22 protein-coding genes and 1 tRNA gene are annotated in these 18,936 nt (G+C 61.3%); 18 read left to right on the top strand and 5 right to left on the bottom strand.

The window, feature by feature from the left end; all coding sequences use genetic code 11:
* The first annotated feature begins 62 nt into the window (after positions 1–62).
* The 3 genes from ROS217_RS17550 to ROS217_RS17540 all read left to right on the top strand — a co-directional run bounded on the left by ROS217_RS17550 (position 63) and on the right by ROS217_RS17540 (position 2,941).
* A complete protein-coding gene (locus tag ROS217_RS17550; protein ID WP_009819139.1) occupies positions 63–842 on the top strand; it encodes an SDR family oxidoreductase in 780 nt (259 codons plus the stop codon).
* Between the two features lie 136 nt (positions 843–978).
* The gene (locus ROS217_RS17545; RefSeq protein ID WP_009819138.1) at positions 979–2,346 is read left to right on the top strand and encodes a sodium:proline symporter; all 1,368 of its coding nucleotides are present in this window, start codon (positions 979–981) and stop codon (positions 2,344–2,346) included.
* Between the two features lie 64 nt (positions 2,347–2,410).
* Positions 2,411–2,941, top strand: coding sequence for a DUF3833 domain-containing protein (locus tag ROS217_RS17540; RefSeq protein ID WP_009819137.1), 531 nt, complete (start codon positions 2,411–2,413; stop codon positions 2,939–2,941).
* Between the two features lie 283 nt (positions 2,942–3,224).
* Here ROS217_RS17540 and ribA read toward each other — a convergent pair whose 3' ends face one another.
* Positions 3,225–4,313: a GTP cyclohydrolase II gene (gene ribA / locus ROS217_RS17535; protein ID WP_009819136.1), complete on the bottom strand. Its 1,089-nt coding sequence runs from the start codon at positions 4,311–4,313 to the stop codon at positions 3,225–3,227.
* A 157-nt stretch (positions 4,314–4,470) separates the two neighbouring features.
* On the opposite strand from ribA, the gene ROS217_RS17530 reads away from it, so the two are divergent.
* The 5 genes from ROS217_RS17530 to ROS217_RS17510 all read left to right on the top strand — a co-directional run bounded on the left by ROS217_RS17530 (position 4,471) and on the right by ROS217_RS17510 (position 8,040).
* Positions 4,471–5,157 (top strand): response regulator transcription factor, encoded by a 687-nt coding sequence (locus tag ROS217_RS17530; RefSeq protein ID WP_009819135.1) that lies wholly within the window; start codon positions 4,471–4,473, stop codon positions 5,155–5,157.
* Positions 5,158–5,416: 259 nt separating this feature from the next.
* Positions 5,417–6,205, top strand: coding sequence for an exodeoxyribonuclease III (locus tag ROS217_RS17525; protein WP_009819134.1), 789 nt, complete (start codon positions 5,417–5,419; stop codon positions 6,203–6,205).
* 52 nt (positions 6,206–6,257) lie between these two features.
* Positions 6,258–7,175, top strand: a complete 918-nt coding sequence (locus ROS217_RS17520; protein ID WP_009819133.1) for a tetratricopeptide repeat protein — start codon at positions 6,258–6,260, stop codon at positions 7,173–7,175.
* Positions 7,176–7,201: 26 nt separating this feature from the next.
* The gene (locus tag ROS217_RS17515) at positions 7,202–7,849 is read left to right on the top strand and encodes an LON peptidase substrate-binding domain-containing protein (RefSeq protein WP_009819132.1); all 648 of its coding nucleotides are present in this window, start codon (positions 7,202–7,204) and stop codon (positions 7,847–7,849) included.
* A complete protein-coding gene (locus tag ROS217_RS17510; RefSeq protein ID WP_009819131.1) occupies positions 7,846–8,040 on the top strand; it encodes a Trm112 family protein in 195 nt (64 codons plus the stop codon). Before ROS217_RS17515 ends, ROS217_RS17510 begins: the two co-directional genes overlap by 4 nt.
* On the opposite strand, the gene ROS217_RS17505 is transcribed toward ROS217_RS17510, so the two are convergent.
* A complete protein-coding gene (locus ROS217_RS17505) occupies positions 8,037–9,251 on the bottom strand; it encodes a cytochrome b/b6 domain-containing protein (protein WP_009819130.1) in 1,215 nt (404 codons plus the stop codon). The two genes, ROS217_RS17510 and ROS217_RS17505, sit on opposite strands and share 4 nt — an antisense overlap.
* 194 nt (positions 9,252–9,445) lie before the next feature.
* Here ROS217_RS17505 and fabD point away from each other — a divergent pair, with 194 nt between their 5' ends.
* From fabD to ROS217_RS17485, 4 genes are all read left to right on the top strand, one after another.
* Complete coding sequence (gene fabD / locus ROS217_RS17500) at positions 9,446–10,393, top strand: ACP S-malonyltransferase (RefSeq protein ID WP_040651671.1); 948 nt, start codon at positions 9,446–9,448, stop codon at positions 10,391–10,393.
* Positions 10,394–10,426: 33 nt separating this feature from the next.
* Positions 10,427–11,164, top strand: a complete 738-nt coding sequence (gene fabG / locus ROS217_RS17495; RefSeq protein WP_009819128.1) for a 3-oxoacyl-[acyl-carrier-protein] reductase — start codon at positions 10,427–10,429, stop codon at positions 11,162–11,164.
* Positions 11,165–11,393: 229 nt separating this feature from the next.
* Positions 11,394–11,627 (top strand): acyl carrier protein, encoded by a 234-nt coding sequence (locus ROS217_RS17490; RefSeq protein ID WP_008282321.1) that lies wholly within the window; start codon positions 11,394–11,396, stop codon positions 11,625–11,627.
* Between the two features lie 250 nt (positions 11,628–11,877).
* Positions 11,878–14,166, top strand: coding sequence for a glycosyl hydrolase family 28-related protein (locus tag ROS217_RS17485; RefSeq protein WP_009819127.1), 2,289 nt, complete (start codon positions 11,878–11,880; stop codon positions 14,164–14,166).
* Positions 14,167–14,190: 24 nt separating this feature from the next.
* Here the strand turns inward: ROS217_RS17485 and ROS217_RS17480 are convergent, their stop codons facing one another.
* Positions 14,191–14,850, bottom strand: a complete 660-nt coding sequence (locus tag ROS217_RS17480; RefSeq protein WP_009819126.1) for a hypothetical protein — start codon at positions 14,848–14,850, stop codon at positions 14,191–14,193.
* Positions 14,851–14,962: 112 nt separating this feature from the next.
* Here ROS217_RS17480 and ROS217_RS17475 point away from each other — a divergent pair, with 112 nt between their 5' ends.
* The 6 genes from ROS217_RS17475 to ROS217_RS17450 all read left to right on the top strand — a co-directional run bounded on the left by ROS217_RS17475 (position 14,963) and on the right by ROS217_RS17450 (position 17,885).
* Positions 14,963–15,283, top strand: a complete 321-nt coding sequence (locus ROS217_RS17475) for an antibiotic biosynthesis monooxygenase family protein (RefSeq protein ID WP_009819125.1) — start codon at positions 14,963–14,965, stop codon at positions 15,281–15,283.
* Entirely contained in the window at positions 15,280–15,567 is a 288-nt protein-coding gene (locus ROS217_RS17470) for a DUF5665 domain-containing protein (RefSeq protein WP_009819124.1), read from the top strand. Before ROS217_RS17475 ends, ROS217_RS17470 begins: the two co-directional genes overlap by 4 nt.
* 77 nt (positions 15,568–15,644) lie before the next feature.
* Positions 15,645–16,052: a universal stress protein gene (locus ROS217_RS17465; RefSeq protein WP_009819123.1), complete on the top strand. Its 408-nt coding sequence runs from the start codon at positions 15,645–15,647 to the stop codon at positions 16,050–16,052.
* Between the two features lie 82 nt (positions 16,053–16,134).
* The gene (locus ROS217_RS17460) at positions 16,135–16,398 is read left to right on the top strand and encodes a TFIIB-type zinc ribbon-containing protein (RefSeq protein ID WP_009819122.1); all 264 of its coding nucleotides are present in this window, start codon (positions 16,135–16,137) and stop codon (positions 16,396–16,398) included.
* A 43-nt stretch (positions 16,399–16,441) separates the two neighbouring features.
* Entirely contained in the window at positions 16,442–16,768 is a 327-nt protein-coding gene (locus ROS217_RS17455; RefSeq protein ID WP_009819121.1) for a VanZ family protein, read from the top strand.
* Positions 16,769–16,997: 229 nt separating this feature from the next.
* Entirely contained in the window at positions 16,998–17,885 is an 888-nt protein-coding gene (locus ROS217_RS17450) for an FAD:protein FMN transferase (RefSeq protein ID WP_009819120.1), read from the top strand.
* Between the two features lie 36 nt (positions 17,886–17,921).
* Here the strand turns inward: ROS217_RS17450 and ROS217_RS17445 are convergent.
* A tRNA-Arg gene (locus ROS217_RS17445) sits at positions 17,922–17,998 on the bottom strand.
* Between the two features lie 156 nt (positions 17,999–18,154).
* Entirely contained in the window at positions 18,155–18,928 is a 774-nt protein-coding gene (gene truA / locus ROS217_RS17440) for a tRNA pseudouridine(38-40) synthase TruA (protein WP_009819119.1), read from the bottom strand.
* Positions 18,929–18,936: the final 8 nt, after the last annotated feature.

Genomic DNA, 18,936 nt, shown 5'->3' with positions numbered 1-18,936 from the left:
ACATCTGGCCATTCTGACGCGCAGAGTGTTAATTCCGCGTTGAAGCAGCAGGAGGACGCGAGATGGATCTGGGCATCAAAGGCAAGAAGGCGCTGGTCTGCGCCTCATCCAAGGGGTTGGGGCTTGGCTGTGCGCGGGCTTTGGCCGAGGCCGGTGTCGATCTGGTGATGAACGCGCGCGGAGCCGAGGCGCTGGAAACCGCAGCGGCGGCGATTCGCGCCGAATTCGGGGTTGAGGTGAGAACGGTTGCGGCGGATATCACGACCGAGACCGGGCGCGCCGCGGTGCTAGAGGTGGCGCAGGGCGTGGATATTCTGGTGAACAATGCCGGCGGCCCGCCGCCGGGGCTCTGGTCGGATTGGGAGCGGGAGGATTTCATCCGCGCGCTCGATGCCAATATGCTGACCCCCATCGCGCTGATCAAGGCGCTGGTGCCGGAGATGATGGCGCGGGGCTGGGGCAGGGTGGTCAACATCACCTCGCAATCGGTCAAGGCCCCTATTCCAGCACTGGGGCTGTCAAACGCGGCGCGGACCGGGCTCACCGGCTATGTTGCAGGCACCTCGCGACAAGTGGCGGGCAAGGGGGTGACGATCAACAATCTGTTGCCGGGCATTCATGCCACGGACCGTGCCACCTCGCTCGACAAGGGGGTGGCAGAGGCGCAGGGGATCAGCATGGAGGAGGCCCACGCGCGCCGCTGTGCCAGTATTCCGGCGGGCCGTTATGGCACGGCTGATGAGTTCGGCGCCGCCTGTGCCTTTCTGTGCAGCCAGCATGCCGGGTTTATCGTCGGGCAGAACATCCTCTTGGATGGAGGCGGTGTGAACGCGACGCTTTAAGCGGCACCGCAGCTTTGCCCAAGGCACGGGTGCGGGCAGAGAGATCACAAAACTGTAAAGTCGCTGATTTTGGGCTGGTGTCGCGGGGGTTGTGTGGCTAGCGCTAAGGCAACACAACCGGTCGGGGAAAGATAACATGCAAGCATTGGCGATCATTGGCCTCTTTGGGCTGGTCATCTTGGGTAGCCTGCTGGTCGCGCCACGGCGTGCCACCATTGAGGGGTTCTTCAATGGCACGGGGGCGGATGGCCGCGCGCCGGGGCTCTGGGTGCTGGTGCTGAGTCAGGTCACGACGTGGATCTTTGCTCGGTCACTGATGAATTCGGCCATTTTGGGATATTTCTACGGAATCTGGGGCACGCTGGCCTATGCCGCCTATTACGGGTCCTTTGTGACGGGCGGCTTTATCGTGAGCCGTCTGCGCGCCCAAGGGGCGGGATCGGTGCAGGATTGGCTCGGGGGCCGGTTCGGGGCCACGGGCAATGCCTGTTACAATCTGGTGATTGGGCTACGGCTCTTGTCCGAAGTGTTCGCCAATTTGCTGGTGGTGGGGTTGATCTTTGCGGCGGCCCTGCCGGAAATGGGCGTGGCGCGTGATGCGTCGATCCTGATCGTGGCGGTGCTGGGCCTGATCTATAGCGCATGGGGCGGGCTAAGCGCCGCATTGCGCACAGATGTCTTGCAGATGCTGGTGTTTCTCGCGGTCTTTGCGGTGGCTTTTGTCGCGCTCGTGCTCAGCCCCGGGTTTCACATCGGAGCGGTGCTGACGGCACCGGGCACAGCGGGGGCGTGGAACGGGCAGATACTCTTGCTGGTCGCGCTGTTGCAGGTGTTCTCTTATCCGGCACATGATCCTGTGATGATGGATCGCGGCTTTCTTGCTGATCCTGAGACGACGCGCAAATCCTTTCTGCACGCGTTCTGGATCTCGACGCTCTGCATCATAGGGTTTGGGTTTTTCGGGATTCAGGCAGGCTTGATCGGTGCGGAATATGAGGGGGAGTTGATTGGAACCTGGGCGGGCATGTTCCCGGCTTGGCTATTTGTCGCGCTCCTGGTGTCGCTGTTGATCTCGGCGATCAGCACGCTCGATTCCGCGCTGGCCAGTGCGGCGCGGCTGGTGGTGGACGAGCTGAAACTCGGCCAGCGGTCGCTTGCGGGCGGGCGGATGGCGATGGTCGCCTTCATGGTGCTGGGGACTGGCCTCACGCTCTGGGGCAATCAGACATTGTTTGACGCGGTGGCGGTCAGTGGCACCGCGAGCATGTTCCTCACGCCCATCCTGATTGTTGGGCTGGTGATGGGGTGGCGCATTCCGCTCTGGTCGTATCTGGTGGCCTTTGGGGCGGCGATGGTCGGGGCGGTCGTTTATTTCGCGCGCGAGGCGGAGTGGGCCATGGCGATCCTGCCCGAGGCGCATAAATACGAGCAGCTCTTGCTGATCTGCGCCGGAGTGCTGATCGTTGGTTTTGGCGCTGTGCTCTTTGGGGCGCGGCGCGTCTGAACCTTGCTAAGAGGCGACTTCGGCTTAGGTCCTCGGCGGTGATCACCGCAGAGGGCCTTTTCTTATGCGCATTGTCTTTATCCTGTTGTCGCTGGGACTGCTGAGTGCCTGTGCCGGGCGGCCCGATCTGAGTGACGAGCGCCTGTCTGCGCGAGAGTTCAACCTCGAAGAGTTCTTTGACGGGCAGGTGGTGGGCTATGGGCAATTTCAGGATCGGTTCGGCACGGTGCGGCGTCGGTTCGAGGTGCAGGTCGCAGGCGACTGGGATGGGCGCGTCCTGACGCTTGATGAGGATTTCACCTATGAGGACGGAAGCACCGAGACCCGCGTCTGGACCCTGACCAAAACCGGCGATCAGACATGGCAAGGCACGGCACCGGGGGTGATCGGTCTGGCGATGGGGGAAGAACGCGGCGATGCCTTCAACTGGCGCTACACGATTGATCTGCCGGTGCCGGAGGGCACATTGCGCGTCAGCTTTGACGATTGGATGTGGCAGATGAACGAGGGTCGTGTGTTGAACCGGGCCTATATGGACAAGTTTGGCGTGGAAATCGGCGAGGTGATCATCTGGTTTGAGAAGCAGGGATCGTAGCGGGAGGCGTGGCGTCGAGAGATTGGAGGGGACATTGGCCTCAATCTCCAACGCGCGGAATCAAGGTGCCGCAGGCACCGCCGCGCAGCGGTCATGCTGAAGGCATGCCTCTGGCATGGTCCGCCCCCTCGGGCGGGCGCTTTTGCAACGGTGCAGTCTCTTGAAATTGCGGGAGTGTTTGGCCGAGATAAAGTGCCAGCCGACTATGGTGTAGCGCCCACCCGGCGGACCGGCACTGCGCGGCTCACCGCTTGGGGCCACTGTCCGCTCTAAACCCTCTCCGTCAGAGCATATGCCCGGATTTTGCCGCCTTGGTCGCGAGATAGGCATGGTTATGCGCGTTCTCGCCCAGTTTCAGCGGCACGCGCTCGACCACGTCGATGCCGTTCTGGCGCATCATCTCGATCTTGGCGGGGTTGTTGGTCAGCAGGCGCACGGCGGAAAAGCCCATGAGCGACAGAATGCGCGCGCCGATGCGAAAATCGCGCTCGTCATCCTCGAATCCCAAACGGTGATTGGCCTCGACGGTGTCAAATCCCTGATCCTGCAGAGAATAGGCGCGCATCTTGTTGGCAAGGCCGATGCCGCGCCCCTCTTGGTTGAGATAGAGCAGCACGCCCGCCCCTTCGGAGCCCATTTGCGCCAGAGCACCGCGCAATTGCGGGCCGCAATCGCATTTGAGGCTGCCCATCAGATCGCCGGTGAAACAGGCCGAATGAAGCCGCGCCAGAACAGGCGCGGTGCGGTCTGGTTGACCGATTTCGATAGCATAATGTTCCTCACCACCGTCTTCGGGGCGAAAGATGTGCAGACGTCCCGCCTCGGACACCGCCAGCGGCAAGCGGGCGCTGACAACCGGGTGCAGGGGGCTGGTGGCCTCAAGCCCAAGGGCTGCGGCACTGTCGAGCAGCGTCAACCCATTGCGCGCGGCAAAGCCCGCGCCCTCGCTCATGGGCAGAACCAGAGCAGCAGGCAGGAGCCGCGCGGATTTCACCAGCGCCAATGCCAAGCGGTGCAGCTCCACGTTGCCGCCGCGTTCGGAAGTGAGCGGCCCTTTCATCGGGCTCTTGAGATCATCTGCCGGATCGGCAACGCCCAGAACCCAACCCAGCGAGGCATCGGGCGGCACCACAACCCGTGCCAGATCGCCGTCATAGGCGCGCGCCTTGAGTGTGGTGGCGCGGCGTGCTGTAATCGCCAGACTCGGCGCGCCGCCCAGAGCGCGCAGATCGGCCAGACGCTGAGCATCCAGCGTTTCGGCGGCCATGATGAGCGCGGCACCTTGCGGCCCGGCCAGCACAACAGGCACGCCCATACGCAGGTCGCTGCGCGCGCGGGCGGCGATTTCGGTGATATCTGGGGCAAGGCTCATGCGACGCTCCTGTCTTTGGACCAGAGTTAGATATAAGCTTTTGTAACGAATTGAAAGAAACGCTCGCAACGCAACACTTGGGCGTGAATGTGTTGTTGCACATCTTGCCGCCAAGTCGCTTGTACCGCATGCTCTTGTCACGGAAGGGGATACCGAGATGGCACAAGTCAAGAAAATTCTTCTCGTGGATGACGATGATGACCTGCGAGAAGCCTTGGGCGAGCAATTGGTCATGACCGAGGATTTCGACGTGTTCGAAGCCGCCAGCGGGTCCGCTGCGATGGGAAAAATCAAGGACATGATTCATGATCTGGTGATCCTTGACGTGGGACTGCCCGACACGGATGGGCGCGAACTCTGCCGGTTGATGCGCAAGCAAGGGGTCAAGGCACCGATTCTCATGCTGACTGGCCATGACGGCGACGCCGATACAATTCTGGGTCTCGATGCCGGGGCCAATGACTACATCACCAAGCCCTTCAAGTTCCCGGTGCTTCTGGCGCGGATTCGCGCACAGCTGCGCCAACATGAGCAATCCGAGGATGCGGTGTTCCAGCTTGGGCCCTACACCTTCAAACCGGCGATGAAGATGCTGATCACGGATGATGAGCGCAAGGTTCGGCTGACCGAAAAAGAGACAAATATCCTTAAATATCTGTACCGTGCCACCGAAGGTGTGGTGCCGCGCGATATCCTGCTGCACGAGGTCTGGGGTTATAATGCGGGGGTCACAACCCACACGCTCGAAACCCACATTTACCGCCTGCGGCAAAAGATCGAACCTGATCCCGGCAACGCTCGCCTTCTGGTAACGGAATCCGGCGGATATCGCCTTGTGGTTTAAAAACCACGGTTTCTTGACCTGTATCAAAGTCGTATCTGCGCGTGACGTTTAATCTGCTATTATTCAGTATGTGTGCGGTTTCACACATGAACCTCCCTGTTGGACTGCCCCGGCCCCTGTGCCGGGGACTCTTTTTCTGGGGCCGGTTTTGGCGGTCTCGACCTGGGTGGATTATTTAGTCCAGAGGCACGGCAATCGCGGCTGGAAACGCCGGGCGCATCGCTCTACTGTCTGCCCGAACCCAGACAGGAGATGCCGCATGCCCTTTACCCTCGCCACATGGAACATCAATTCGGTCCGCCTGCGCGAAGGTCTGGTGGCGCGGTTGATGCAGGAAGAGATGCCGGACATTCTGTGTTTGCAGGAATGCAAGAGCCCGGTGGACAAGATGCCGCTCGAGGCCTTTGCCGCGCTTGGGTATAGGCATGTCGTGGCGCGTGGACAAAAGGGCTATAACGGCGTCGCCATCCTGTCCAAGCTGCCGATGGCAGAGGTGGGCGCGATGGATTTCGCGGGTCTCGGACATGCCCGCCATATCGCCGGCCAACTCGAGAATGGCACCGTCATCCATAATTTTTACGTGCCGGCCGGTGGCGATATCCCCGACCGGGCGGTGAACGACAAATTCGGCCAGAAACTCGATTACCTCACCGAGATGCGCGACTGGTTTCGGGACAGCCGCCCCGAAAAGTCGATCCTTGTGGGCGATCTCAACATCGCCCCGCGTGAGGACGATGTGTGGAACCACAAGCAACTTCTCAAGATCGTCAGCCACACGCCGGTTGAGGTGGAACATTTGGGTGATGTGATGGAGGCTGGCGGATGGCAGGATGTCACCCGTGCCGATATTCCCGAGGGGCAACTCTATAGCTGGTGGTCCTACCGTGCGAGCGACTGGGATGCGGCGAACAAGGGGCGCAGGCTCGACCATGTCTGGGCCAGCGGTGACATCCGTGCGGCGGCGCATTCCAGCCGTATCCTGCGCGGCGCACGCGGTTGGGACCAGCCCTCGGATCACGCGCCGGTGTTTGCCACATTTGATCTTTGACTCCGCCGGGTGCGCCCACATATAGGGGGCAAATATCATTAGGAGGCTGAACATGCTGGAACTTGGCAAAAGCAACAGCGCCCCTGCGGCGGGCGATTTGATCAAGGATGTGTCCGAGGCCACCTTTATGGCGGATGTGGTGGACGCCTCGCAAACCGTGCCGGTGATCGTCGATTTCTGGGCGCCGTGGTGTGGTCCCTGCAAGACATTGGGCCCGGCGCTCGAGGCGGCGGTGACGCGCGCCAAAGGGGCGGTCAAGATGGCCAAAATCAATGTCGATCAGAATCAAGCGATCGCGGGCCAGATGCGGGTGCAATCGATTCCCACCGTCTATGCCTTTTGGCAGGGTCAGCCGATTGACGGATTTCAGGGCGCCTTGCCCCCTTCCGAAATTGACGCCTTTGTCGCGCGGGTTGTCGCGGCGGCAGGCGGCGAGGCGGATGGCGGTCTGGACGAGGCGCTTGATGCCGCTGATGAGATGCTGGAGGCCGGTGCCGTGGCCGATGCCGCACAGACCTATGCCGCCATCCTGCAAGAAGACCCGGTGAATGCCCGTGGCTATGCCGGGTTGGCCCGTGCGCATATCGCATTGGGAGAGCTGGATCAGGCCGAAGCGATCCTGAACGGTGCCCCGGCCGAGATCAGCCATGCGACAGAGATTGACGCCGCACATGCACAACTGGCGCTGGCACGGCAGGCGCAGGATGCCGGTCCTGTGACCGACTTGCGCGCGGCGGTCGAGGCGGACCCAGCGAATCCGCAGGCGCGGTTCGATCTGGCGCAGGCGCTCTATGCCAATGGGCAGGCGCAAGAGGCGGTGGATGAATTGCTCGACCTGTTCCGGCGTGACCGGGAGTGGAACGACGGGGCGGCCAAGACCCAACTTTTCACCATCTTCGAGGCGCTCAAGCCGAATGATCCGGTCTTGTTGAGTGGGCGGCGTAAATTGAGCTCAATGATATTTGCCTGAGCTCCGGTGCGGGCTAGGTAAGCGGCATGACACATAAGCTCGATCTTCCAGAGATCATTCCCGTCTTTCCGCTGCCCGGTGCGCTGTTGCTGCCGCGGTCGCGCCTGCCCCTGCATTTGTTCGAGCCACGCTATCTGGCGATGCTCGAAGATTGCCTCAAGACACCGGGGCGGTTGATCGGCATGATCCAACCCAACCGGGTGCCGGGCCGCGAGGGCGGCACCGGGCTTCATGCGATCGGCTGTGTTGGCCGGGTGACGCAGTTTTCCGAGACCGAGGACGGGCGGTATATGATCACCCTGACGGGCCTGTCGCGGTTTCGCGTGCAGGACGAGGTCGAGGGGTTCACGCCCTATCGGCGGGCGCGCGTCTCCTGGACCGGGTTCGAGCGTGATATGGGGCCGGTGGACAGTGATCCCGGATTTGATCGGAACGCCTTTCTTGGCCTTCTGGGCCGCTATTTTCAGGCGCGGGAGTTGCAGACGGATTGGGATTCGCTGAAAGAGGCCGAGGATGAGTTGCTGATCAACTCCCTCTCGATGCTCCTTGGGTTTGAGCCGGAGGACAAACAGGCGCTTTTGGAGGCCCCGTCGCTCAGCACACGGCGCGAGACGTTGGTGACACTGATCGAATATGTGCTGCGAGGCGGTGACAATGAGGACATCATGCAATGAGCGATGACATCCAGCTTCCTCCGGCGTTTGATCGTCGTATGCTTGAGGCGCTGATCTGCCCGCAGACTCATGCCACGCTGGAATACGATGTGGCGGCGCAGGAATTGATCAGCCGGTCTGCCGATTTGGCCTATCCTATCCGAAACGGCATCCCGGTGATGTTGATCGACGAAGCGCGCAAGCTGGATTAATTTGCCCGCGTCGCAGTCAGATCAAAGCTGACATCGACCCCAAAGCCGAGCGATTTTTCATCCTTAACCCCGTTACCGACGTTGAAATTGCGGCGGTCCAGCGTGAGCGTGCCCTGTGCGGTGGCCGTGTCGCCTGTGATGGTCAGATCAAAGGGCATCTCGACCGGCACGGATTGATCGCGGATCGTCAGCGTGCCGCGCGCCACCGGGCCGGATTCGGTTGCCATCAGGTCAGCGGCGAAACGCGCGGTCGGAAATTCACTGGTGTTGAAGAAATCCGTGCCCATCGCCTGTTGGGTCACTGATCCAAGGGACAGAGAGGCGATGCCGACGGTCACCTCCACTGTGCCGTGTTGTCCTGCGTCATCGGGGGATTCGGAATAGGCGATATTGGCGGTCCAGTCCGCAAAGCTGCCGGTGACGGCGGAGCCCAATTGCTGGACGGTCACTTGCAACTGGCCGCTCTCGACCTGCCAGTCACTCTCGACCGCGGCCAGTGTTGCGGGACTGCTGGTTTCGGCCGCGCCGAACCAGCCGAGCCAGGTGGCCCCACCGACTGCGCCGAGCCAGATGGCGAGGGCGGCAACGAGGGGCAGGGCGTGATTTGGTTGGTTTGCGGTGGGGATGGCGTCCATGCGCCCCGGCAGCATCCGGCGTAGAGTTGCATCGCCATCGAGCAGGTGATGTTTGAGCGCGCCAGCCACATGCGCGGTTATCGCAGCCGCAAGCACCAGCATCAGCACGAAATGCAGCGTTGAGGCGGTCTCGGACAGAGTTTCGGATTTCGGCACCAAGGGCAGGTTTTGCCCCAGCGGCCACCAGATCGGCGCAAAGCCGGAGGTTGCGGCATGATGCACCCAGCCTGAGAGCGGCACCAGAACCAGCGACCCATAGAGCAGCCAATGCACGGTTTCCGCCGCCCATGCCTCGATCGTCCTGTCACCGTTGAGCAGCCCCGGTTTGGGTTGGCTGATTGCCCAGACAATGCGGGCGAGCGCCACAAAGAAGATGGCGACCCCGAGGGTCTTGTGCAGGGAGAACAAGACTGTCGCGCGTGCGATCAAGTCCTCGGTCGGCGTTGCCTCGATCTGATGCGCAACCTGGGTGGCAAGCCAACCCAGCGGCAGGTTGGACAGGATCAACAAAGCGGTGAGCCAATGAAAGCTCTTGGTGATGCTGCCATAGCTGGTGGCCGAGTTGGTGATTTGCATCGCAGACGTCCTCATGATTGCAGCGCCAATCTAGCTGGATATGCCAGAGGCGCAATGACTGCCCGCGCACAGGGGGGCTGCGTCTTTGCGGGTCTGCACAATCCTTGCGCAAACACTGTGCAATCTCTGGCAAACACGTTGCTTTGGCGGACGCGGCGATGTATCGGGAGGCACTTTTCAAGGGAGGTGAGCAGATGAGCCGAGCATTCGTATTTCCGGGGCAGGGCGCGCAGGTGATCGGCATGGGGGCGGATCTGGCGGCCAACTATCCGGCGGCACGAGCAGTTTTCGACGAGGTGGACGAGGCGCTCGGACAAAAGCTTTCGGCGTTGATCTGGGAGGGCGAGCAGGAGGCGCTGACCCTGACCGAAAATGCCCAACCGGCGCTGATGGCCACGTCGTTGGCGGCCCTGCGCGCGCTTGAGGCCGAAGGCGTGGATCTGGCGCAGGTCGCGGGCCATGTGGCCGGGCATTCCCTTGGGGAATATTCGGCCCTTGCGGCGGCGGGCGCGATCAGCGTGGCAGATACCGCGCGCCTTCTGCGCATTCGGGGACAGGCGATGCAACAGGCGGTGCCGGTGGGTGTGGGCGCGATGGCGGCGCTGTTGGGTCTGGATTTTGAGACAGCCCGCGATGTCGCGCAAGAGGCCGCGCAAGGCGAGGTCTGTCAGGCTGCAAATGACAATGATCCGGGGCAGGTTGTGGTATCTGGCCACAAGGGAGCCGTGGAGCGCGCGCTGGATCTCGCCAAGGCGCGCGGGGCAAAACGGGCGATGCTCTTGCCAGTCAGCGCGCCCTTTCATTGTGCCCTGATGGCACCCGCCGCCGAGGTGATGGCGGCGGCCTTGGCGGATGTCACGATCCATGCACCTGTGGTGCCGCTGGTTGCCAATGTGCGCGCCAGCGCCGTGACGGACCCGGCGGAGATCCGCGCGCTATTGGTGGAGCAGGTCACCGGCTCTGTGCGCTGGCGCGAGTCGGTGATCTATATGGCGGCACAAGGTGTCACCGAGATATGGGAGATCGGGGCGGGCAAGGCGCTCTCGGGTATGATCCGGCGCATTGAGCGCGAGATCACCTGCCGCGCGATTGGCACCTCGGAAGAGGTGAAAGCGACGGCCCAAGTCGTCGCCGATATTTGATGCTGTGCAGCGCTAATGAGAGAAGGACATAAGATGTTTGATTTGACTGGGAAATCCGCGCTTGTGACGGGCGCCTCTGGTGGCATCGGCGCGTCGATTGCGCGCGCGCTGCATGGCGCTGGTGCAACCGTCGGACTAAGTGGCACCCGCGTCGAGCCTCTCGAGGCGCTGGCGGCGGACCTGGGCCAACGCGCGCATGTCCTGCCCTGCAACCTCAGCGATGCCGAGGCGGTCGATGCATTGACCAAGGATGCCATCGCCGCGATGGGCGGGCTCGATATTCTGGTGAACAACGCCGGGATCACGCGTGATCAGCTCTTTATGCGGATGTCGGACAAGGACTGGCATGACGTGCTCGATGTCAACCTGACCTCTGCGATGCGTCTTTGCCGGGGGGCTGTGCGCCCGATGATGAAGGCGCGTTGGGGCCGGATCATCAATATCGGCTCAATCGTCGGGTCGAGCGGCAACCCCGGTCAGGCCAATTATGCCGCTGCCAAGGCCGGGCTGGTGGGCATGACCAAATCCATCGCCGCAGAGGTGGCAAGCCGGGGCATCACCGCCAATGTGGTGGCACCGGGCTTTATCGCAACGCCGATGACCGATAAATTGAGCGAGGATCAGAAGTCCGCGCTTTATGTTCAGATCCCGATGGCCCGTATGGGCACGTCCGAGGAGATTGCGGCGGCTGTTCTTTATCTTGCCAGCCCCGAGGCAGGCTATGTGACAGGCGCCACCCTGCATGTGAATGGCGGGATGTCCATGTACTGAGTCGAGGCTGGTCTCTCTGTCACAATCGACCTGAGTGAAAGCATTTGCCATTGCCCGCGCATATGCTATAGGCCACCGAGATTAGCCGGAGGGATATGCGGATTCTCCCGGTGGCCTTTGTATGAAGGCAGTCGAGAACCGCCCATTGGGGCATAATCATCGCCACTTCCCGGCTTGGGCGGGGGCAGACAACGGGCAAGACTGCCCAAGACAAAACGAGGAACAAGACATGAGCGATATCGCAGACCGCGTTAAGAAGATCGTTGTGGAACACCTGGGCGTTGAAGAGGACAAGGTTGTCGACAAAGCCTCTTTCATTGACGATCTCGGCGCGGACAGCCTCGACACGGTCGAGCTGGTCATGGCATTCGAAGAAGAGTTCGGCATCGAGATCCCCGATGATGCGGCGGACACGATCCAGACCTTTGGCGACGCGGTCAAGTTCATCACCGAAGCGTCCTGATTTCGCTCCCGCGCGATAGTCCCGCGCGAGAGTCAAGAACCCTGCCAATCGGCAGGGTTCTTTGCGTTTCAGGCAAGGTTGGCGTCACAATCCCGTGAGCCTGATCCGTGTGGCGCGTGCTGCCGGGCACCGTGACGGTGCCATGACATACGGTTAATGGTCCGTTGATACATCCCTTTCCCATTGCTCTGGCCCATCGCTCTGGCCACGGGCAGCACGCATGCGGTGCGGCAAAAGGAAAGGGATATCCATGAACAAGGCAATCACCGACGGCATCGTTTTCATGCCGCAACCCTTCGCAATCGGTCTCGACCAATGGTCGCGCGAGGACGGGCGACCCGGCTCTGACACCTATGCCAATGCCGCCGATTCGGCCTTTGTGCCAGCGGATCAGGATTTCGGCGGGGCGCTGGAGTTGCAAAAGACGCAAAGCGTGCAGCGCTTGCGGTACATGGGCGAGACGCCGATTCTGCCCGGGTGTTATCTTCAGATCCGGGTGCGGATCAAGGCGATTGCGGGCAACCTGCCCAGTGTTCGGATCGCGGCCTTTGCCGGAGGCGCGGGCGGCGTGGCGCTGTCCGGCGTCACCGTGACCGGACCGCAGGTCGCGCTCACCACCTATGGCGACGTGGTCGAGGTAACGGCCATCGTGGGCACGGGCACCCGGACCGGCGTTGACATGGCCTGGGGACGCGCCGCGATCTTTGGACATTTCGGTCTCGATTTGACTGGCCCGAGTGGGGGCGTGGTTCGGATCGACGATATCGTCATCGAGGATGTCAGCCGCTTTTTTCTGCGCGGCGTGATCAGCACCGTCGACGTGCGTGACTATGGCGCGCTTGGCAACGGGGTGGCGGATGATCACGCAGCCTTTGAGGCGGCTGATACCGCGGCCGAAGGGCGAGAGATCATTGTTCCGGCGGGGCAGTATGTTCTAGGTCAGAGCACCACGATCCAGAGCCGTATCCGGTTTGAAGGCACTGTCGAAATGCCCGATGCCGCGACCCTTGCCTTGACCAAGAATTTTGACCTGCCCGCCTATATAGATGCGTTCGGCGACAGCGAACTGGCTTTCAAGAAAGCGTATCAGGCGCTCTTGAACAATCCGGATCATGTCACGCTTGATCTGGCCGGCCGCAAAGTGTCGCTGCGCGCACCTGTCGACATGGCGGCGGCGGTGGTCAATCGGACAACCTACAATCAGCGCCATGTGATCCAGAATGGCCAGATCTCAGTTTTTCCGGGTCCGGCATGGGAGACAGAGGTCATGACCTCGCAGGCCAGCTATGACATCGCCAATTCCAAACGCCTGACCAATGTGACGAATGTGGCCAATATTCCTGTTGGCGCGCTGATCGAAGGCAATGGCGTGGGGCGCGAGATCTATGTCACCGCCAAGAACGTAGCGGCCCAGCGGCTCGACATCAGCCAGCCGCTTTTCGATGCGGCAGGCACGCAGGTCTATACCTTCCGACGGTTCAAGTATCTGCTGGATTTCAGCGGCTTCGAGGATGTGTCGCGCATGGTGTTTTCCGAGGTGGACTTTCAATGCACCGGCGATTGCAGCGGGGTGCTTTTGCCGCCGCAGGGGTCCGCCAACCATTTCCGCGACTGTTTCTTTACCCGTCCCAAGGATCGCGGCATCACCAGCCATGGCGAGGGCGATCAGGGGATGATGATCGACCGCTGTCAATTCATCTCCGACGAGGGACCGCTTTTATCGACGGAGCGGCGCTCGATCGGGTTCAACTCAAACGCCAATGACCTCAAGATCCGCGACAATCGGGTGGTTCTCTTTCGCCATTTTGCCGTCATGGCCGGTAGCAGTTCGATCATCTCGGGCAATCATGTGTTTCAGGGCGATAGCGCCACGAACGGTGTGCGTGCGGCGGGGTTGGTTCTGACGCGGATCAACAATCGCGGCACCATCACCGGGAATTACATCGACAACTGCTTTGTCGAATGGGTCAATGAGCATGACGCAGAGCCGGGGTTTGCCAGCGAGTTCTCGTTCAGTGCGCTGAGCATCACGGACAATGTATTTCTGGCCAGTGACATGGCACCTTGGTTCACCTTTCTCGTGGTCAAACCGCATGGGGCGGGGCATTTTCTGGATGGGATGACCGTCACTGGCAATACCTTTCGGACCATAGGGACCATCACGCGGGTCGAGGCGGTCGATACCAGCTTTGCCGATCTTGACTATGACCGGGTGCGCAATGTCACCTTTGCCGACAACAGCTTTCACAATGTGGACATCCCCGTCACGACTCCGCTGGTCATGCAACACACCCAAGCCAGCGCGGCATCGACCTGGGTCGTAGAGCCAGCTCCACGCTTGCCATTCGGCGCCTGGGCGCAGGGGGTCGAGTCGGTCATGGCGGTGGGACCGTTGCGCAATGCGGCGGAGGCAGTGATCCACGCCACCCCCTATTTCGAGGCGCAGCAGGGACCGAACAAGGATCGGATCAATCTGCATTGGCCGAGCCCGGTGGCGGGCTCTGTGATCTTGCGGCTTCGGATCGACGATCCGCTGTGAGGCGGTCCCGTCTCTGGCGACGCGTCAGAACTGTCGCCAGAGACCCAGTTTCACACCACGCTCCCCGCCCCCCGAGAACGGTAAGATCACGCCGAATTCGAGATGCGCGCCGGGTTTGGTTTCGTAGACAAATGACGGGACAAATCGGCTGTAGGCGCGACCAAAGGACGGGCGCCCGGTCTGGAGTTGCAGGATCGCCTTGCTGCGTTGGGTGGTATTGAGGCCAAAGGTGATGTCGCTTTCCAGCGTCATCCGGCTGTCACCAAAGACCACGGCGCGCCCGTCAAATGCCGCCCAGCCATGACGCCCCCAGAGAGTGAGGCCACGCCCCAATGACAGACCGGGGCGCAGCGCCGCAGTCTCGTCCACTTCACCCAGGCCAATCTCAAATGCCAGTCTGACCTTGCGTCCTGCCCGGCCAATCGGCCAGCGGGCAAAGGCAATGCTCTTGGTCATGCGCAGGGTGTCGCCCCCAAGATCCAGCCCCAGCGTCACCCGTTCGGTCAGGCCGTACTCAGCGTAGAGTGTGAAACTCTGTCGGTAGAGACCGAATTCATCCGGCCCCTCCATCTGTCCGGATGTTGCCAGAAAGGTTTGGCCCTTGTCACGCGGCCAGGCACCCGCCTCTGCCGTGGTGATCAGCCAAGGCAGCAGCATGAGTGCAAGGGTAAGACATCTCAGCATGGCTACCTCTGCGTTAACCCTCGTTAAAAAGGGTAAAGCGCGGGTTAAGATCGGCGGGGAATTTACCGTTCGGGAACCGCGTGTTACGCTCGCCTTGCAAAGGAGGTCCGCCATGCCCCAGATCAGTACCGTCACCGACCATCAGACCGTGATCACGACATTCGAGGTGACGCCCGGTACCTGTCAGGATCTCATGGATCTCCTGACTGCCGCGTACCGCGATTTCATCTCGCATCAACCGGGCTTCATCTCGGCCGGGCTGCATGTGAACGATGCGCAGACCCGGATCGCCAATTACTCGCAATGGCGCGCGCGGGCGGATTTTCAGGCGATGCTGCGAAGTGACGACATGCGCGCCCGCAACCGCGAGATCAACGAACTCTGCAAGAGCTTTGAGCCGGTGATGTATGACGTGGTGGCGACCTTCGGATGAGTGAGGACACCGGACCATCCGACGACCTGATGCGCGAAGTGGCGGCGCTGCGCCGCGAGTTGCAGACCCTGAATGCGCATCGATTCATCCGGGTGCACAATTCATTCCCGCGCATGCTGGCCTTCAATCTGGCGCGGGGGCTGGCCGCGGGGTTGGGCACCGTGCTTGGGGCGACTGTGCTGATTTCGGTGATGATCTGGATGTTGAGCCAGATCGAGTTTCTGCCAATCATTGGCGAATGGGCGGCGCAAATCGCGGCGCAAGTGCGAGACATGCAGAACTGATCCGGTCCTGATCTGGATCATGGTGCTTGTGTCGTCACCGTCCCATAATCGGATCAGTCAAAAGGAAAGGAAACGCCATGTATTCTCACATCTTGGTTCCGGTGTCGTTCGATCAGGAACGTGATTCGGAGGCGGCCCTTCGGGTGGCACGGCTCTTGGCCGAGGAGACCGGACATATCAGCCTTTTGCATGTGATCGAGCAGGTGCCGGGCTATGCGATATCCTACCTGCCACAGGGCTATGTCAACGAGGCGCGCAAGGCAATCGAAGCGGAATTGGCCGATATTGCCGCCACTTTGCCAAATGGCTCCTGTCATGTGGTCGAGGGGCATTCGGGTCGCACCATCCTCGACTGGGCCGAGCGGTACACGCCGGATTGTATCGTGATTGCGAGCCACCGCCCCGGTATGCAGGATCTTTTGCTCGGGTCCACCGCGGCCAAGGTCGTGCGCCATGCCAATTGCGCGGTGCATGTGATCCGCTGAGCCGGTCCTTGGGCGCTCTGGGTTGCACAGAGGGCAGGGCATGCCCACATGCCCTCTGACGCACTAAATAAGGAGAGCGCCCATGCAATGTCCGATAGACGGCACGCAACTGATTCTCGCGGAACGCACCGGGGTCGAGATCGACTATTGCCCGCAATGCCGGGGTGTCTGGCTCGACCGGGGTGAGTTGGACAAGATCATCGACCGCGCAGCGGGCACAGCAACGGCACCGCAGGCCGCTCCGGATCATGGAGGCCGTGGGTATTCGGACCGGCGCCATTCGGACCATGGGCAACCCCGGCGGAAAAAGCGTGGCGGATTTCTGGAAGACCTCTTCGACTTCTGAGCCTTTGGGTTGAAGCGGGCCCGTGCGGAGGGTAAGGGCAGGGATGGCCCAAGTTCTCACCTTTCTGCTGGCGCTCGCGATTGGCATAACGACACTGATGCCCTCTTCGACGGGCGTTGCGCCCCCTATGGGGCTCGACAAGGCGGCGCATGTGCTGGCCTTTGGCCTGCTTGTGCTCCCCATGGCCGCGCGTCATCCCAAGCATTGGCGATTGATCTGGCTCGCGGCGCTGACCTATGGCGGCCTGATCGAGATTGTGCAGCCCTATGTGGGGCGTGGTGCCGAATGGGCGGACCTTTTCGCTGACGGTCTCGGGGCTGCCTGCGGCATCGGCCTTGTGCGCCTCTCTCAACGGTGGCGGCCCCTCTGAGGCGACCACCGATTTCGCATTGGGTGTAAAAGAGCCAATTCGAGTAATCTTTTTATGCAATCCCCGGAAACTTTGATTTGGATCAAAAAGCCCCGCTGTCCTAGCCCATAGGTTGTGGTTAAGGCCACTTGTTCGGTGTGATTCTCAGAGGTTCTTTAGTCCCCTTTTTATCCATCCTCTTTGAGTACCTCCGGCATGGCTCTCATAGTCAAGCCCCGGAGTTTTATAAATGAATTTGACCCGCCGCCGCTTTCTGACCATCGCTGCCACAGCCATCGCGGCACCCTCGTTTGCCTTGGCGTCCCAAAGTGCCCGCTGGCAAGGTCGGGCAATGGGTGCGCCCGCCAGCTTGGTTTTGGCAGGACTGAATCCCGAGGCCGCACAGCCTATCTTTGCGGCGTTTGAGGCCGAATTGGATCGGCTTGATCGCTTGTTCAGCCTCTTTCGCCCCGACAGCACTTTGGTTCAGCTCAACCAGACCGGGCGCCTTGTGGCCCCACCGCCCGAGTTCTTTAACGTGATCGACCTGTCGGATCGTCTGAACAAGGCCACAGGTGGCGCGTTCGACCCCACGGTGCAGCCGCTTTTGCAGGCTGGTATGATGGCGCGCGCACGGGCACGGGTCTTCGGGCTCATTGGTTGGGACAAGGTCAAAATTGATGCGCGTGAAATATCCTTTGAGCGCGCCGGCATGGCGCTAACCCTCAACGGAATCGCACGGGGGTATGTGACAGACCGGATCGCCGCGTTTCTGCGCGCCGAGGGTTTGACCGATGTGCTCATTGACATTGGGGAGTTGCAGGCGATTGGGCGGAACCCAATTGGGAATACTTGGAAGGCGAGGATTAACTCTGCTAATGGTGAGTACGATCATCATGTTGCGCTCTGCAACCGGGCGCTCGCCACCACGAAACCGATGGGCGTTAAAAAATCGGATGACGGCGTGTATATCGTCTGCCCGAATGGCCATCGTCCCCGCCACAAGATCGTCAGCGTCTCGTCCCCCTCTGCGGCCGTGGCCGACGGGCTTTCCACCGCGATTGCGCTCATGCGGCGAGAGCATGCGATTGTGGCGGTCGAAAAGTTTCCGGGCACCCGAATCGAAATGATCGCCTGAGACAGCGAACATCGCAGAGAGAATGCGATGCAGACATGGCGACCCCGGGAGGACTTGAACCCCCAACCCCAGACTTAGAAGGTCCGTGCTCTATCCAGTTGAGCTACGGGGCCATATCAGTCTGATAACCGTTCGGAAAACGGTGCGCAACCACGCTCCCCCTGTCCAGCCACCTGTTCTGATTCCTCTTTTCGTTCCGACGGGATGCGCAGGCGCCCACCGCTCCGTCAACCGCGTCACGGGTGCGTCACGGGACCGTTGCGCGGGGATTAATCCGTCTCGAAGGGCTCCCTTTCGTAGACAACATGCGCAAGATAGAGCCCATAGGGCGGGCAAACCGGACCGCAGGCGGCGCGGTCGCGGGCGTCAAGCGCGCCGCGCACCTGATCGGGATGCCACGATCCCGCTCCCACGCGTTCGAGCGTTCCAACGATGCTGCGGACCTGGTTGTGCAAAAAGGACCGCGCCCGCAATTGGAAATGGATCTCCGTTCCGGTGGGCGTGGAATGTTCTGAAATCTCTATCGAGTCCAATGTCTTGATCGGGCTGGCCGCCTGACAGATGGTCGAGCGGAAGGTGGTGAAATCATGCGTGCCGATGAGATGCGCCGCGCCCGCCCGCATCGCGTCGATGTCCAGCATGGGGCGCACATGCCAGACGCGCCCCTGATCGAGTGTGACCGGCGCCCGGCGTGACAGGATGCGAAAGAGATACTGCCGCTCGGTTGCGGAGAATCGCGCGTGCCAGTCCTCGGGGACACGCGCACAGCCAGTGATTGCGACGGGCAGCGGCTTGAGGTGGTAATTGAGGGCCTCTGACAGGCGAAACGTCCCCCAATCCCGCGGCAGATCGCAATGCGCGACCTGCGCCAGCGCATGCACCCCGGCATCCGTGCGCCCGGCGGCGGCGATGGTGTGTGGGCCCGGTTCAATGCGTCCGAGCGCCGCCTCGATTGCGCCTTGAACCGACGGGTGGTCAACCTGCCTCTGCCAGCCGGCAAAGGGCGCGCCGTCATATTCGATCTTGAGGGCATAGCGGGGCATGGTGCGAC

Origin of the sequence: Roseovarius sp. 217 (assembly GCF_000152845.1) — a bacterium.
Classification (GTDB): domain Bacteria; phylum Pseudomonadota; class Alphaproteobacteria; order Rhodobacterales; family Rhodobacteraceae; genus Roseovarius.
This window is presented reverse-complemented; position numbering and strand designations above follow the sequence as displayed.

Excerpts from the sequence above, each read along its gene's own strand:
- ROS217_RS17550 (WP_009819139.1), top strand. The coding sequence starts at position 63 with ATGGATCTGGGCATCAAAGGCAAGAAGGCGCTGGTCTGCGCCTCATCC.
- ROS217_RS17545 (WP_009819138.1), top strand. The coding sequence starts at position 979 with ATGCAAGCATTGGCGATCATTGGCCTCTTTGGGCTGGTCATCTTGGGT.
- ROS217_RS17540 (WP_009819137.1), top strand. The coding sequence starts at position 2,411 with ATGCGCATTGTCTTTATCCTGTTGTCGCTGGGACTGCTGAGTGCCTGT.
- ribA (WP_009819136.1), bottom strand. The coding sequence starts at position 4,313 with ATGAGCCTTGCCCCAGATATCACCGAAATCGCCGCCCGCGCGCGCAGC.
- ROS217_RS17530 (WP_009819135.1), top strand. The coding sequence starts at position 4,471 with ATGGCACAAGTCAAGAAAATTCTTCTCGTGGATGACGATGATGACCTG.
- ROS217_RS17525 (WP_009819134.1), top strand. The coding sequence starts at position 5,417 with ATGCCCTTTACCCTCGCCACATGGAACATCAATTCGGTCCGCCTGCGC.
- ROS217_RS17520 (WP_009819133.1), top strand. The coding sequence starts at position 6,258 with ATGCTGGAACTTGGCAAAAGCAACAGCGCCCCTGCGGCGGGCGATTTG.
- ROS217_RS17515 (WP_009819132.1), top strand. The coding sequence starts at position 7,202 with ATGACACATAAGCTCGATCTTCCAGAGATCATTCCCGTCTTTCCGCTG.
- ROS217_RS17510 (WP_009819131.1), top strand. The coding sequence starts at position 7,846 with ATGAGCGATGACATCCAGCTTCCTCCGGCGTTTGATCGTCGTATGCTT.
- ROS217_RS17505 (WP_009819130.1), bottom strand. The coding sequence starts at position 9,251 with ATGCAAATCACCAACTCGGCCACCAGCTATGGCAGCATCACCAAGAGC.
- fabD (WP_040651671.1), top strand. The coding sequence starts at position 9,446 with ATGAGCCGAGCATTCGTATTTCCGGGGCAGGGCGCGCAGGTGATCGGC.
- fabG (WP_009819128.1), top strand. The coding sequence starts at position 10,427 with ATGTTTGATTTGACTGGGAAATCCGCGCTTGTGACGGGCGCCTCTGGT.
- ROS217_RS17490 (WP_008282321.1), top strand. The coding sequence starts at position 11,394 with ATGAGCGATATCGCAGACCGCGTTAAGAAGATCGTTGTGGAACACCTG.
- ROS217_RS17485 (WP_009819127.1), top strand. The coding sequence starts at position 11,878 with ATGAACAAGGCAATCACCGACGGCATCGTTTTCATGCCGCAACCCTTC.
- ROS217_RS17480 (WP_009819126.1), bottom strand. The coding sequence starts at position 14,850 with ATGCTGAGATGTCTTACCCTTGCACTCATGCTGCTGCCTTGGCTGATC.
- ROS217_RS17475 (WP_009819125.1), top strand. The coding sequence starts at position 14,963 with ATGCCCCAGATCAGTACCGTCACCGACCATCAGACCGTGATCACGACA.
- ROS217_RS17470 (WP_009819124.1), top strand. The coding sequence starts at position 15,280 with ATGAGTGAGGACACCGGACCATCCGACGACCTGATGCGCGAAGTGGCG.
- ROS217_RS17465 (WP_009819123.1), top strand. The coding sequence starts at position 15,645 with ATGTATTCTCACATCTTGGTTCCGGTGTCGTTCGATCAGGAACGTGAT.
- ROS217_RS17460 (WP_009819122.1), top strand. The coding sequence starts at position 16,135 with ATGCAATGTCCGATAGACGGCACGCAACTGATTCTCGCGGAACGCACC.
- ROS217_RS17455 (WP_009819121.1), top strand. The coding sequence starts at position 16,442 with ATGGCCCAAGTTCTCACCTTTCTGCTGGCGCTCGCGATTGGCATAACG.
- ROS217_RS17450 (WP_009819120.1), top strand. The coding sequence starts at position 16,998 with ATGAATTTGACCCGCCGCCGCTTTCTGACCATCGCTGCCACAGCCATC.
- truA (WP_009819119.1), bottom strand. The coding sequence starts at position 18,928 with ATGCCCCGCTATGCCCTCAAGATCGAATATGACGGCGCGCCCTTTGCC.